The organism is Campylobacter concisus, assembly GCF_015229965.1.
GTDB lineage: Bacteria > Campylobacterota > Campylobacteria > Campylobacterales > Campylobacteraceae > Campylobacter_A > Campylobacter_A concisus_BD.
Map to the genome: position 1 here is coordinate 71462 of NZ_JAAKZB010000003.1, position 14293 is coordinate 85754.

Here is a 14293-nt window from a genome sequence, read left to right on the forward strand (position 1 = left end):
AGCTAAGCGCTATTTAAAGCTTCTATTTCTAAGGTCTGAGTAAAATTTGCCAATAAATGGAGTCGAATAAATAAAAAGCTTCTTTTTGATCCTAAAAATGTAGTCGCTCTCGCTCTTTGCGTTGTTTGAGATATCGATACGCCTTATCTTAAATTTATCATCTCCCGTGCAAAATCCACCATCTATCACGCTAAAAGCAAAGCCGTAATACTCTTTAACTATCCTTTGCGAAAGCTCGTTAAAATGCCCTTTTGGAAAGCAAAAGCCAAATTCTTTTTTTTCTGGAAATAGCTCTTTTATCTTGGCAAGCGAGCTAGAAAACTCCTCTCTTAGCTTTGCCTCATCGTCACTTCTGCAAGAAAAGTGGCTCGCTGTGTGGCTATCAAATTCAAAAAGCCTGCTCTCTTGCATCTGCCTGATCTCATCTAAATTTAAAAAATACTCCGCGTCTTTGTCGTAGTCGATCTCTTTGTGTTTTTTAAACGAAAAATCATAATCCTGCCTTTTAAAATCCTTGATCTTATCTGTTATCAAAAAACAAACGGCTGGGATATTTAGCTCTTTTAAGATAGGAAATGCAAATTTATAATTGTCAAAATATCCATCATCAAAAGTTAGCAAAATGCTCTTTTTGCGAGCCTTTGCTCTGCCAGCCACGATATCTTTAAACTGGCCATAATTTATAAATTTATAGCCCTCATCAAGCGCCATAAGAAGCGCTTTTTTAAATAGCTCTGGCTTAATGGCAAAGTCGTTTTCATTGTTATTGCAGTGGTGCATCGTTAGCACACAAACTGGGTAGTTCATTTTTGCTCCAGTAAATTTCTTATAGCCTCTTTTAGCACCTTGTGGCTAAAGTTTTCATCCACAAATTTAAAGGCGTTTTGAGAGTAAATTTTGGCTTTTTCAGGCTCATTTATCAGCTCTAAAATGCACTCTTTTAGTGAAATTTCATCTAAATTTCTAGCACAAATCCCACGCTCTTTATCTTTAACTAGCACGTTCATCGGCGCGTTATCATAGACCACGACTGGCACCTTTGAGCTCATCGCCTCAAGTAGTACTGTGCCAAGCCCCTCAGAGTGCGAGGCAAATACGTAGATATCAAAGCTTTTTATAATATTTGCCGCGTCATTTCTAAAGCCAGTGAAGATGATCTTATCTTTTTCATCAAACATAGAGGTGATCTGCTCTTTTGTGCCGTCACTAATGTTGCCAGAAAATACAATAGTCGCATCCTTTGTCTTTAAAATTTCTTTTGCAGCACTTGCGAAGTCAAAGACCCCTTTTTTGCGGTAAAGTGAGGTAAAAGTGCCGATGACTAGCTCATCTTTGGCGATATGAAACTCATCTCTAAAAGTGCTTTTTGTGCTATCAATCTTTTCAGCATCAACCGTGCTTGGCATAAAAAAGAGCCTATCTTCGCTAACGCCGATGTTTAGGAGATACTCTTTGACGCTACCTGAGATGTATAAAATTTTGTCAAAAAGCTTTTTATGCATAAATTTAGAAACAAACCCATTTATAGGGAAAAGATTGTGTCTTTCTTTATAAAATTTAACGCCTCTTTTGCGGTAAAAAAGCCCAGCTATGGCGCCGACCCAGCTATCAGTTGAGCCATGTGTGATCACGACATCTATATTATTTGAGCTTATCGCTTCGCAAAACGCTGGCACGCTTTTATGAAAATTTTTCTTATTCATCTCGTGCGTTATGACCTTAAATCCATCTTCTTTTGCGATGCTTTCGATCTGCGAATTTGGGTTGCAAAAGAGCATCACTTCATGACCCATTTCACGCATGAAACGCATCTCATTTAGTGTCTTGTTTTGCTCGCCACCCCAGTTAAAAAGCGTCTGCGTGTGGAGGATGTTCATTGCGCTAGCTCCAAATTTGATCTTATTTTCGCCTTTATCTGTCCCATTTCATCGCTAAAGTCCATTAAAGTCTTTTCGATGCCGTTCTCTTTTATACCCTCTTTATCACATGGCACAAAGTCCCAGTTCTTTTGATAGACGATGTGCTTACCCATGCTTTGGATGCCATTTTGCGCTGTGTAGCCATTTCGCATTAAGTTATTATCCCATGGTCCCCACTCGTAAGCATTACTTGGGCCAAAAAAGGCGATCACTGGCACGTCATTTGCAGCGGCTATATGCATGATCGCAGTATCGACGCCGATAAAGAGACTTGAGCGCTTTGAGAGGGCGATCGTTTGTTTTAGGCTTAGCTTGCCACCTAAATTTATAGGCTCGCTTTTGCAAATTTTTAGCACATTTGCAAGCTTATTTAGCTCATTTTCTTTGTTGTCGCTTGTTAGCACGACCTTTACATTTAGCTCGTTTTCGCAGTAGTCGATGAGCTCTGCCATACTCTCGTCGTTTGCGCATTTAAACATCCAGCGGCTTGTTAGATGCACGTGTACAAAGCGTTTTGGTAAATTTAGATGCTCCATGCTCTCGTCTGAAAAAACGCTCACTTTTTTACTCACTGGCTCAAAGCCCAAAGCCCTTAGCGCGTTTAAATTTAGATCAACCGTATGAGAGAAATTTTCGTAGTATTTTGCCTTTACGCTTAAAAGTTTGTTTATCGCATTGTGCTTGCCTAAAAAGCCAACTATCTTTTTGATCTTGGCGTATTTTGAGATGATGACTCCGCGGTCTCCAGTGGTCGTTTGCACCGCCATATCGTACTTCTCTTTTTTGATCGCTCTTATAAATTTTAGCTCGGTAATTAGCTTTTTAAAAAAGCCAGAATTTGCACTTTGCCTATCGTAAATGTGGATTTTATTTATATAAGGATTGCCTTCTATCATCGCTTCTGTGCCTTTATTTAGGGCGAAGTCGATGGTCGCATCTGGGTAGTAGTGGTGCAGGTTTTCAATGAGTGGCGTTGTCAAAAGCACATCGCCGATGTTTCTAAATTTAATCACAAGTATTTTCATTTTATATATTTCCAAAATGTGTACTGGGCGTAAAGCCTAGCGATAACGTAGCCAGCAAAGCCCTCTTTGAAGCCACCTTTTAGCACATAAAGCTTAAAAAATGTCCAAGCAGGGCTTGTAAGCGCCTTTAGCAAATTTCTTTTTGCGCCCATGCTTGAGTAGCGATTTTGCTTGGCGATAAACTGTTCGATGCTCTCATACGCGTAGTGCAAGAAGTGGTTTTTAAGCGCTCCAAGCCTTTGTGAGCCGTCATTTAAAACAACCTTTTCATGCACAGCTCTGCCATCAAATTTGGCAAAATTTTTATTAAAAAGTCTCACCGTGTAGTCCGGATATAGCCCCATGTTTTTTATCGCTTTACCAAAGAAAAAATTTAGCCTGGCAACGTTATAAGCCATAAATTTAGGCTCTTTTAATGTGCTAATGATCTCATTTTTAAGCTCGTCTGTTATCACCTCGTCGCTATCAAGCACAAATACCCACTCGTTTTTGGCTAGATCCACGCCCTTTTGCTTTTGCGCGCCAAATCCAAGCCAAGCTTGCTCGTGAAATTTCACATTGCTAAAGCCATCACAAATTTGCCTTGTGCTATCTTTTGAACCGCTATCAACCACGATGATCTCATCAGCAAATTTAGCGCTATCTAGCACCTCTTTTAGGTACTTTTCGCTATTAAAAGTCAAAATGACAACGCTTAGCATTTATACTCATTTTCGTAAAATCTCTTAAACCTTTGGTGAAACCAAAAGTACTCTTCTGGCCTTGCTCTAACCATCTCTTCGCACGCACTGCACTGCATCTGCGTCGCTTTTTGCACGGCATCTTCTTTATCAAACGTGCTTATATCTATTGGCTCTTCAAAGCAAATTTCATTTAAATTTTCACCTTTTTGGTAGATAAATGCGTTTATGATAAGGGCATTTGTCTTTTGAGCTAGCACGCTTGCCGCTGGCGTGTGAAGCACATCTTTGCCAAAAAACTGCACCTTTATGCCATCTTTTGGCGCGGTATTTTGATCGACTAAAATTCCTACTATTCGCCTAGCTTTTAGCGCTTTTAAGATATCTTTTGCGCCGCCATCTTTGTCGATTAGCTCCACATCAAACTGCACTCTGTTTGCTCTTAAAATTTTATCCATGACGCTGCTATCAAGCCTTCTGCCAAGCACCGAAGATGGCCCAAAATGAGCTGCGACAGCTAGAGGAAATATCTCCCACTGCCCAAAGTGCGCCGTTGTGACGATGATAGGCCGACCAGACTTCATCGCATCAAGCAAAAAGTGCTCATTTTTAAAAACAACTTGCTCAAGTATCTTTTGCTTTGTCGTGTTTTGATTGAGGATAAAATTTATGCCAAGGTATTTTGCAAAGTTGTAGTAGCATTTTTTGGCGATCTCTAGCTTCTCTCCTTTAGTTTTTGTCTCGCCAAATGCAAGGTCTAAATTTGTCATCACGACGTGAAAACGCTTTTTTTTAAGCTTCATAAATGCAAATGCTAAAAATTTAGCAAGCATGTTTTGAAGGGAGCTTGGCAATATAAATATAAGAAATTTCAAGGTATAAAAGCCAGCTAGATATAGCCTATCCATTTAGCAGCCTTTTTGCGAAATTTGCAACCGTTTCAGGGTAAATTTCTCTTATGCAAAAGTCGTTTTTATCGATACTTCTAGCATCTATTTGCTTACCCATATCAACAACTAAGTTTTTGTCCGTGACGTAGGCATTGCGGTGGCTTGGTCGGTTGCCAAAAAGCGTGATAGAAGGCCTATTTACAGCCCATGCAAGGTGCGTTAGACCGCTATCATTGCCGATTACTAGATCGCAGCTCGCGATAAAATCTATCATATCTTTTATGCTTAGTTTTTCAAGCAGTTTTGCTTTGGTGCCTGAAATGATCGCCTCAGCCCTTGCTTTTTCGCTCTCACTCCCGTAGCAAAGGTAAATTTCGCAACCATCAAGTAGTCTAATCACATCTTTAAATTTGTCATAAATTTTGCTCTCTTCGCTTGCAAAAGCAGCGATTAAAACGCGTTTTTTACCACTTTCGTTTTTAAACTTTTTGCAAATTTCAAAGCAGGGCGATTTTTTTAAAATTTCATCTCTGTCAAAGCTAAAATTTAAGGCGTATCCAACGAGGCTTAGGTTTCTAACTATGATATTTTCGTTGTAGTCGATCTTAAATTTATGCCTATAAAGCCTGGCTGCGATCTTTTCTTTGACGCTTTCTCTGCTAAAGCCATAAATTTCTTTGCCAAGTAGTTTTGCGACGACGGCTGATTTGAAAAGTCCCTGCAGGTCGATGATCTTGTCAAATTTACCAAGCGTTTTTATGATCTTGTAACTCTTTTTAAAGCTCTCTTTAAGCGGCAAAATGACTAGCTCGTCGATAAGTGGATGGTCTTTTAAAAGGCTTGCAAAACGGGCATCAACCAGCCATGTGATGTGAGCATTTGGGCAGTGCTTTTTGATAAACTGAAGCACGATGGCTGCATGGACGATGTCCCCAAGTGCCGAAAGCTTTACGATGGCTATTTTTAGTTGATTTTTATCTTGCATTGGCTACTTTAAATATAAATTTTTGGTATGATTTTAAAAAAAAATGCTTAAAAAAGGGCTAAAATGGCGAAAAGTTACATCTGCGTCTTTGACTGCGAGACGATACCTGATGCAAATTTGATAAGAAAAGTTTACAGCATCGACGGAAGCGACGAAGATGTGAGCGTGCAGGCTATGGCCTTGCAAAAAGAGGCCAGTGGGAGTGAGTTTTTGCCTGTGATGTTTCATAGAGTTGTGGCGATCTCTGCGGTGATGGCCGATGAGTACGGCAAATTTTTAAAAGTCAGCACGATGGAGGGCAAGGACGAGCGCGAGATCATCGCTAAATTTTTAAAATTTATAAATGATTATAACCCAAGGCTTGTTAGCTTTAACGGCCGTGGCTTTGACCTGCCTATGCTAATGGTGCGTGCGATGCGCTACAACCTAAACGCAGCGGCATATTATGAGAGCGAAAACAAAGAGCTAAACAAAAACAAATGGGAAAATTATAGGGCAAGGTATTCGCCTAAATTTCACCTTGATTTGCTTGATTTTATAAGCGATTTTGGAAGTGTTAGAGGGCTAAAGCTTGATACGCTTTGTGCTAGCTTAAATTTACCTGGCAAATACGACGTTCATGGCGATCAGGTGCTTGAGCTATACTACGCAGGCGAGCTTGATAAGATAAACGAATACTGCGAAAGCGACGTGCTTAACACCTACTGGCTATTTTTGAAATTTGAGCTTTTGCAGGCAAATATCTTGCAAGATGACTATATAAATCACCTAAACGTGATGAGCGAATTTCTAGCTAAAAACTGCGCTCACAGGGGATACACTGAGGTCTTTTGCTCTGCGATAAGCGACGAGCTAGCAAGGCTTAACGGACAGCTAGACTACGAGATCAAGGTAGATAAAGAGGCTTTGGAATTTAGCGAATTTGATGATGTAAGGCCCATTAGCAAAGAGGAGCTAAACCGCGATATGCTGGGCGGTTTGCTTAAAAAAGCAAGCGATCTAAAGCCAAAAGAGCCAAAGAGCAAGACACTTTTTGAAGAGAAAGTGCCTGAGATAAATTTAGACGACGAATAAGTCAGAATGAAAGGAAAAATATGAAAATTTTAGTAACTGGAACAGCTGGATTTATAGGATTTCACCTTGCAAATGCCCTTGTGGCGCGTGGGGATGAGGTCGTTGGATATGACGTGATAAACGACTATTACGACGTAAATTTAAAGCTTGCACGCCTAAAAACGGCAGGTTTTGACGTGAGCGAGATAGAGTATGGTAAGCTTATCACCTCAAAAACGCATCCAAATTTAAAATTTATAAAAGCAGACCTTGCTGATGAAAAGACGATGAAAGAGCTTTTTACTAAGGAGAAATTTGACGTAGTGGTAAATTTAGCCGCACAAGCTGGCGTTCGCTACTCGCTCATAAATCCAAAAGCCTACATCGACAGCAACATCACGGGCTTTATGAACATCCTCGAGTGCTGCCGCCACAATGAGATCAAAAATTTAGTCTATGCAAGCTCTAGCTCGGTTTATGGACTAAATGAAAACATGCCATTTTCTACACACGAGGGGGTCAATCACCCTATAAGCCTCTACGCAGCGACCAAAAAGAGCAACGAGATGATGGCGCACACTTATAGCCACCTATTTAACGTGCCAACGACCGGACTTCGCTTTTTTACGGTTTATGGACCATGGGGACGCCCTGATATGGCGCTATTTTTGTTTGTTGATGCCGCGCTTAAAGATAAAACCATCGACGTCTTTAACTACGGCAAGATGAAGCGCGACTTTACCTACGTGGATGACATCGTAAAGGGCATCATCAAGTGCATCGACAACCCAGCTAAACCAAATCCAAACTGGGACGCAAAGCACCCAGACCCTGCCACTTCAAAAGCGCCGTTTAAGGTCTATAATATCGGCAACAACAGCCCAGTCGAGCTCATGGACTACATCAAGGCAGTTGAGATAAAGATCGGCCGCGAGATCAAGAAAAATTTTCTCCCACTTCAAGCAGGCGACGTGCCAGCGACATTTGCAGACGTGAGCGACTTGGTGGCTGACTTTGACTACAAGCCAAATACAAAAGTAAACGACGGCGTGGCTAAATTTGTCGAGTGGTATAGCGAGTTTTACGGGATCAAAATTTAAATGAGACGTTGCGAGTGGGCCAAGGGCGAGCTTGATATAGCCTACCACGACAATGAGTGGGGCAAGGTCATAAAAGATGATAGAAAATTTTTTGAAATGATAGTTTTAGAGGGCTTTCAAGCAGGACTTTCGTGGCATGGAGTACTTCTAAAAAGAGAGGCTATGAGAGCGGCGTTTGACGGCTTTGACCCTGAAAAGATCAAGCTTTATGGCGAGGCTGAGATGGCTAAATTTATGCAAAACGAAGGACTGATACGCAATAGACTAAAACTAAAATCGCTTGCCACAAACGCCCTTGCATTTTTATCAGTAACGAAAGAATTTGGCAGCTTTTATTACTATCTTTGGGGACATTTACTAAGAAAATTTGACCCCAAATTTGACGGCAAGCAGATCATCAATCACTACCAAAATATCAAGCAAGTGCCGGCAACTACGCCTATGTCTCATTTTGTGGCAAAGGAGTTAAAAAAGCGAGGGTTTAAGTTTCTAGGCTCTGTTAGCACCTATGCCTTTTTGCAAAGCGTGGGCGTGGTGGATGATCATATGGACTATTGTTTTTGCAAGGCAAAAGGCTGATTAGGATAGTTTTTGCACTTTTGGTGCTTTTAAATTTTGCATTTTCTCTTGAACTATTACGCCTTAGCGAGTATAAAGATCAAAACGTCAGTGGCTGGCTAGCTAGTGAGAAGCTTGATGGCGTGCGTGCCTACTGGGACGGAGAGAATTTGCTCTCAAGGCATGGCAAAAAGCTAAATGCACCGTCAAGTTTTACTAAAAATTTCCCCAAATTTGCACTTGATGGCGAGCTTTACGCAAAAGAGCTTAAATTTGAAGAGATTCAAGCGACCGTGATGGATAAGCTGCCAGATGAAAAGGCGTGGGGCAGGCTTAAATTTCACGTTTTTGACGTACCAGAGGCAAGTGGCGGCTTGCTTGATAGGCTTGAAGTTTTGGCTAAATTTCTAAAAAATGAGCCAAATGACAATTTAATCATCATAAAACAGATAAAAATGCGCGATAACGCTCAATTTTTAAAATTTACAAAGGACATTGTCGCAAAAGGCGGCGAGGGAGCAGTCGTGCGTGAGCCAAATGCGCCCTACGAGCGAAAACGAAGCAAAAATGCACTTAAATTTAAGAAATTTAAAGACGCTGAGTGCGAGGTTGTTTCTATAAATAAAGGCAGCGGCAAATACGCTAATCTTGCTGGCTCGCTCACTTGCAGGGCGCTTGGCGGCAAAGATAAAGAAGAAAAAGCTGGCGAGCCAAAAGAGGGCACTATCTTTAAAATAGGCTCAGGACTAAGCGACGAGCAGCGCACAAATCCCCCAAAGATAGGCTCTATCATCACATATAAATTTCAAAATTTAACCTCTAATGGCAAGCCAAGATTTCCTATATTTTTAAGGGTTAGAGAGGATTAAATTTCATCTATGGTCTCTTTTAACACCCTAAAAGAGCTAAGCTGCGCCTCCTCATCAAAAATGAAACTTTGAGCCATGATCTCATCGACTTCAAGCCTATTTTGAAAGTCTAAAATTTGTTCTTTAACGCTTTGTTTTGAGCCTATGAAAGAGCACGCCATCATCTCTTCTGTGACGATTCTCTCTCTGTTTTTTAGCTCTATTTGCCTAAAGTCGATCGGCCCAAAATGTGGAGCTTTGATGCCTGTTTTGTAAGAGGCAGCAAAGACCTCGTCGTTATCTTTTTTTGGTGGTTGCAAATACTCTTTTTCGCCAGTGACCACGTTTAAGAAAAACTGCGTTTGCGTAGTTGCTAAACTCTTTGCTAGCTCGTCAGTTTGGGCTATTATCACATTTGCTCCTGCGATGACATAAGGTGTGGCAAGAAAGTGGGATGGCTTGAAATTCTGACGATAAATTTCTACCGCTTTTTCTAGCGCACGTGGTGCAAAGTGCGACGCAAAGGCGTAAGGCAGGCCAAACTCAGCCGCCACGTATGCGCTATATATGCTTGAGCCAAGTATGTAGATGGGCGGAAATTTTTCAATTTTTGGATAGGCTTTCACGGCTCTTTTGGCGTTAAAATAGTCCATTAGCTCGTTTATCTGCAGGTCAAACTCTATCTCTCTTGCGCCTCGTCTAAGCACTGCAGCTGTATCTTGGTCAGTCCCTGGAGCTCTGCCTAGCCCAAGATCGACGCGGTTAGGAAATATCGTCTCAATGGTGGCGTACTGCTCTGCGATAGAGTAGGGGCTGTGGTTTGGTAACATCACGCCGCCAGAGCCCACGCGCAGGCTCTTTGTGTGCTCTAAGATGTGCGCGATGATGAGCTGTGTGGCTGAGCTAGCTAAATTTCTCATATTGTGATGCTCAGCGATCCAGTAGCGCTTTATGCCGATATCTTCGGCAAAAATAGCTAGTCTAACGGCTGCATCTATGGCAGCTTTTGCGTCACCGCCTTGCTTTATCGGTAGTAAATTTAATATCGAGACTTCCATTTTTATCCTTTTTTGTAGATGAAGGATTATAAAGATTAAATTTAAAATAGATTGTAAGTCTATTTTAAATTTATAAAGGCAAAGATCTATTTTGCAGCTTTTAGGCAAATTTTAAAAACTAACCTTGCTTTACTTTTGCTTTACTCTATTTTTGATAAAATTACACACTTTTAATGAAAGGCTTAAACTTGAAAATTTTAGTAACAGGTGGAGCTGGATACATCGGCAGCCACGTAGTAAAAGCACTTTTAAAGCAAGGCAAAGATGAGATAACCATCATCGACAATCTCTGCAAGGGCTCACAAAAAGCACTTGAGGCACTCAAAAATATAGGAAATTTTAAATTTATAAATGCAAATTTAGAGGATGATCTAAGCGAAATTTTCGCAAATGGCAAATTTGATGCAATCATCCATTTTGCAGCATTTATCGAGGTTTTTGAGAGTATGAGCGAGCCGCTAAAATACTATCTAAACAACACCGCAAACGTCGCAAGAGTGCTAAGATACGCAAAAACTTACAACGTAAATAAATTTATATTTAGCTCAACTGCCGCAGTTTATGGCGAGCCAGACGTGGCGGAGGTTAGCGAAACAACACCTACAAATCCGATAAATCCATACGGCAGAAGCAAGCTCATGAGCGAGCAGATCATCAAAGACTACGCCGCATCAAATGAAAATTTCAAATTTGCGATTTTGCGCTACTTTAACGTAGCAGGTGCGGACGAGGAGGGGCTTATCGGTCAAAACTATCCAAACGCCACGCACCTTATCAAAGTAGCCGTGCAAACAGCACTTGGCAAGCGCGATAGCATGGGTATCTTTGGCGATGACTACGCGACGAAAGATGGCACTTGTGTTAGAGACTACATCCACGTTAGCGACCTAGCAGATGCTCATATAAGCGCGCTGGAGTATATCGGAGAAAACGGCAGCGAAACCTTTAACGTGGGATACGGCAGGGGATTTAGCGTAAAAGAGGTGATCGAGAGCGCAAAAAAGGTAAGCGGAGTAAATTTCAAGGTGCAAAATGCGCCAAGAAGGGACGGCGACCCAGCTATCCTCATCTCAAACGCAAGCAAACTGCGCTCGCTAACAAGCTGGAAGCCAAAAAGAGACGATCTAGCGCTCATCATAAAAACTGCCCTTGAGTGGGAAAAGAGAATTTAGGGGAAAACATGAAAATAGCAGTAATTGGAACCGGATATGTTGGACTAGTAAGTGGTGCGTGTTTTGCCAAAATGGGCAATAGCGTCATCTGCGTCGATGTCGATAGCAAAAAGATCGAGGCACTAAAAAACGGCGTCGTGCCTATATATGAGCCTGGGCTTGCTGATATCGTGAGTGAGTGCTACAAAAATGGCTCGCTTAAATTTAGCACGCAGATAACCGAGGCGCTAGAGCATGCAGATGTGCTATTTATCGCAGTTGGCACGCCTATGGGCGCTGACGGGCAGGCGGATTTAAAATATGTGCTTTCAGTTGCCAAATCGATCGGAGAAAATTTAAGCAAACCGCTAATCGTAGTCGATAAATCAACCGTTCCAGTGGGCACTGGAGCTAAGGTGCATGAGGTGATCGAAGCTGAGCTTAAAAAGAGAAATTTAGATGTTAAATTTGAAGTCGTCTCAAACCCAGAGTTTTTAAAAGAGGGCGCGGCGGTTGAGGACTTTTTAAAGCCAGACCGCGTTGTTATCGGAGCTAGCAGCGAGTGGGGCTTTAGCGTGATGAGGGAGCTTTATGAGCCATTTATGAAAAATCACGACAGGCTCATTTGTATGGACGTAAAATCAGCCGAGATGACAAAATACGCTGCAAATTCGATGTTAGCAACCAAAATAAGCTTTATAAACGAGATAGCAAATATCTGCGAACGCGTGGGCGCTGATGTAAATTTGGTAAGAAAGGGCATCGGCAGCGACTCAAGGATCGGATATAGCTTCATCTATCCAGGCTGCGGATATGGCGGTAGTTGCTTTCCAAAAGACGTCGAGGCGCTCATCTATACAGCTAGACAAAATGGCTTTGAGCCAGAGCTTTTAAACGCGGTCGAGTCAAGAAATAAGGCTCAAAAAAGAGTGCTATTTGATAAAATTTATAACTTTTTTGGCGGCGATCTAAAGGGCAAGACGATCGCACTTTGGGGGCTTGCGTTTAAGCCAAATACCGATGATATGAGAGAGGCTAGCTCGCTAACTTTGATAAAGCTTTTAGACGAGGCTGGTGCAAAAGTGGTCGCTTACGATCCAAAAGCGAGCGAAGAAGCTAAAAAATATATGCCAAATTTAGATGTGAAATATGCTAAAAATAAATATGACGCTCTTAATAACGCCGATGCAATGGTGCTTGTGACAGAGTGGAGTGAGTTTAGATCGCCTGATTTTATGGAGATCAAAGAGAGGTTAAAAAATGCTGTCATATTTGATGGACGCAACCAGTATAACGCTAAAGCTTTAGCTGAGCATGGCTTTAAGTATTTTCAGATAGGCGTCAAAGCATGAAGCAAATTTTATCTCTCATAGCTTGTTTATTGCCTTTTGCGCTTTTTGCTAGCTATGAGGCAGGCAAAAGCGAAGCAAAGATGCAAGAGCAGGTTTTTGAGCTGCCCGTCTCAAAGATGCCGAATGATTATTTTAAATATGAAGTTGCATTTTTTAAAGAGGTGCAAATGGATTGTGAATTTGCTATGCTAGAGGGCGGACATTTAGATAAAAAAGAGGATAAAAGCGGGGTTTATTATGAATTTAGCGCAGATGATGAGCTGCTTAAGCCTTGCAATGGCAAAAATAAAAAGAGGCAAATTTATTATGAATTTACTCAAATTTTGCCTGGTATTAGCCCCATTAAGATCGTAACTCCGCAAGGCGTGGGCGCAGAGATAAGAATTTATGAACGTGTAGAAACAATAAAACCAAAAATTTTAAAAAGGAAAGAGAAATGAAAATAGCAGTAGTAGGACTTGGATATGTGGGACTTCCACTAGCAGCAGCTTTTAGTGAAAAGTACGAAGTAGTCGGCTTTGACGTAAATGCAAAACGTATAGAAGAACTTAAAAGTGGCTATGATAGAACGCTTGAGCTTAGCAACGAGCAGATGAAAAAAGCGATCGATAATGGCATGAAATTTAGCCTAAATTTAGATGACATCAGAAGTTGCAACTTCTTCATCGTAACCGTCCCAACTCCGATAGATAAGAACAAACGCCCTGATCTAACCCCGGTGGTAAAAGCGACTGAGAGCGTAGCAAAAGTGCTTAAAAAAGGCGACATCGTTGTCTATGAAAGCACCGTTTATCCAGGCGTTACAGAAGAAATTTGCGTGCCACTTCTTGAAAAAAGCGGGCTTAAATTTAACAAAGACTTCTTCTGCGGCTACTCTCCAGAGCGCATAAACCCAGGCGATAAAGAGCACACTGTTACAAAGATCAAAAAGATCACAAGTGGCTCAACTCCAGAGATCGCTGACAAGGTCGATGAAATTTACCGCTCTATCATCACAGCTGGCACTCACAAAGCTTCAAGCATCAAAGTAGCAGAGGCTGCAAAGGTTATCGAAAACACTCAGCGCGACATCAACATCGCCTTTATAAACGAGCTTGCGATGCTCTTTGAAAAGCTTCACATCAACACTATCGACGTGCTTGAGGCTGCTGGTACGAAGTGGAATTTCTTAAATTTCCGTCCAGGTCTAGTTGGCGGTCACTGCATCGGCGTAGATCCATACTATCTAACTCACAAAGCTCAAGAGGTTGGCTACAACCCTGAAATGATCCTAGCAGGTCGCCGTATCAACGATGATATGGGCAGATATGCAGCCGATCAGGTGATAAAGCTAATGATAAGAAAAGGCGTGCTTATCAACAAAGCGCGCGTGCTTGTTCTTGGCATGACATTTAAAGAAAACTGCCCAGATATAAGAAATTCTCGCGTTATAGACGTGGTTGATGAGCTAAAAGACTTTGGCTGCAAGGTCGATGTGACTGATCCTTGGGCTGATAGCGCTGAAGTAAAACATGAGTACGGCTTTGATCTAGTAAAAGAGTATAACCTAGACGACTACGACTGCATCGTGATCGCCGTAGCTCACAATGAATTTAAAAAGCTCAACCTAAAAGGCCACTTGGTTTATGATATAAAAAATATCTACCCAGAGGCTGACGCTAGGCTGTAAGGAAT

At 41.6% G+C, this 14293-nt stretch carries 15 protein-coding genes; 8 read left to right on the plus strand and 7 right to left on the minus strand.

All coding sequences use genetic code 11. The features are described from left to right. Positions 1–9: 9 nt before the first annotated feature. From G6W43_RS02365 to waaC, 6 genes are read right to left on the minus strand one after another with little or no spacing between them, the layout of a single operon-like run. On the minus strand, positions 10–807 hold the full coding sequence (locus G6W43_RS02365; RefSeq protein ID WP_194169053.1) for a polysaccharide deacetylase family protein: 798 nt from the start codon (positions 805–807) through the stop codon (positions 10–12). After that, positions 804–1877: a glycosyltransferase family 4 protein gene (locus G6W43_RS02370; protein ID WP_194169054.1), complete on the minus strand. Its 1074-nt coding sequence runs from the start codon at positions 1875–1877 to the stop codon at positions 804–806. The genes G6W43_RS02365 and G6W43_RS02370 overlap by 4 nt, the downstream gene beginning before the upstream one ends. Next, on the minus strand, positions 1874–2944 hold the full coding sequence (rfaQ, locus tag G6W43_RS02375) for a putative lipopolysaccharide heptosyltransferase III (RefSeq protein ID WP_012140205.1): 1071 nt from the start codon (positions 2942–2944) through the stop codon (positions 1874–1876). Before rfaQ ends, G6W43_RS02370 begins: the two co-directional genes overlap by 4 nt. Next, positions 2941–3645, minus strand: coding sequence for a glycosyltransferase family 2 protein (locus tag G6W43_RS02380; protein ID WP_107936358.1), 705 nt, complete (start codon positions 3643–3645; stop codon positions 2941–2943). The genes rfaQ and G6W43_RS02380 overlap by 4 nt, the downstream gene beginning before the upstream one ends. Continuing rightward, positions 3639–4532, minus strand: coding sequence for a lipid A biosynthesis lauroyl acyltransferase (locus tag G6W43_RS02385; protein ID WP_194169055.1), 894 nt, complete (start codon positions 4530–4532; stop codon positions 3639–3641). Before G6W43_RS02385 ends, G6W43_RS02380 begins: the two co-directional genes overlap by 7 nt. Further along, the gene (gene waaC / locus G6W43_RS02390) at positions 4525–5499 is read right to left on the minus strand and encodes a lipopolysaccharide heptosyltransferase I (RefSeq protein ID WP_107970051.1); all 975 of its coding nucleotides are present in this window, start codon (positions 5497–5499) and stop codon (positions 4525–4527) included. The genes G6W43_RS02385 and waaC overlap by 8 nt, the downstream gene beginning before the upstream one ends. A 63-nt stretch (positions 5500–5562) precedes the next feature. On the opposite strand from waaC, the gene G6W43_RS02395 reads away from it, so the two are divergent. Genes G6W43_RS02395 through G6W43_RS02410 form a run of 4 tightly spaced genes read left to right on the plus strand, consistent with a single transcriptional unit; the run spans position 5563 to position 9079 of the window. Then, positions 5563–6573: a 3'-5' exonuclease gene (locus G6W43_RS02395; protein WP_107796985.1), complete on the plus strand. Its 1011-nt coding sequence runs from the start codon at positions 5563–5565 to the stop codon at positions 6571–6573. Between the two features lie 20 nt (positions 6574–6593). Continuing rightward, entirely contained in the window at positions 6594–7652 is a 1059-nt protein-coding gene (locus G6W43_RS02400) for an NAD-dependent epimerase (protein ID WP_194169056.1), read from the plus strand. Beyond that, entirely contained in the window at positions 7653–8231 is a 579-nt protein-coding gene (locus tag G6W43_RS02405) for a DNA-3-methyladenine glycosylase I (RefSeq protein ID WP_103617191.1), read from the plus strand. Further along, the gene (locus G6W43_RS02410) at positions 8231–9079 is read left to right on the plus strand and encodes a DNA ligase (RefSeq protein WP_194169083.1); all 849 of its coding nucleotides are present in this window, start codon (positions 8231–8233) and stop codon (positions 9077–9079) included. Before G6W43_RS02405 ends, G6W43_RS02410 begins: the two co-directional genes overlap by 1 nt. On the opposite strand, the gene G6W43_RS02415 is transcribed toward G6W43_RS02410, so the two are convergent. After that, entirely contained in the window at positions 9076–10116 is a 1041-nt protein-coding gene (locus G6W43_RS02415; RefSeq protein WP_194169057.1) for an LLM class flavin-dependent oxidoreductase, read from the minus strand. The genes G6W43_RS02410 and G6W43_RS02415 overlap by 4 nt on opposite strands. 188 nt (positions 10117–10304) lie before the next feature. On the opposite strand from G6W43_RS02415, the gene galE reads away from it, so the two are divergent. The 4 genes from galE to G6W43_RS02435 are packed head-to-tail and all read left to right on the plus strand — an operon-like array spanning position 10305 to position 14288. After that, positions 10305–11288 (plus strand): UDP-glucose 4-epimerase GalE, encoded by a 984-nt coding sequence (gene galE / locus G6W43_RS02420; protein WP_194169058.1) that lies wholly within the window; start codon positions 10305–10307, stop codon positions 11286–11288. 8 nt (positions 11289–11296) lie between these two features. Next, complete coding sequence (locus G6W43_RS02425; protein WP_103617188.1) at positions 11297–12619, plus strand: UDP-glucose dehydrogenase family protein; 1323 nt, start codon at positions 11297–11299, stop codon at positions 12617–12619. Beyond that, on the plus strand, positions 12616–13059 hold the full coding sequence (locus tag G6W43_RS02430; RefSeq protein WP_194169059.1) for an ecotin: 444 nt from the start codon (positions 12616–12618) through the stop codon (positions 13057–13059). The genes G6W43_RS02425 and G6W43_RS02430 overlap by 4 nt, the downstream gene beginning before the upstream one ends. Then, complete coding sequence (locus G6W43_RS02435; RefSeq protein ID WP_002939912.1) at positions 13056–14288, plus strand: nucleotide sugar dehydrogenase; 1233 nt, start codon at positions 13056–13058, stop codon at positions 14286–14288. The genes G6W43_RS02430 and G6W43_RS02435 overlap by 4 nt, the downstream gene beginning before the upstream one ends. Positions 14289–14293: the final 5 nt, after the last annotated feature.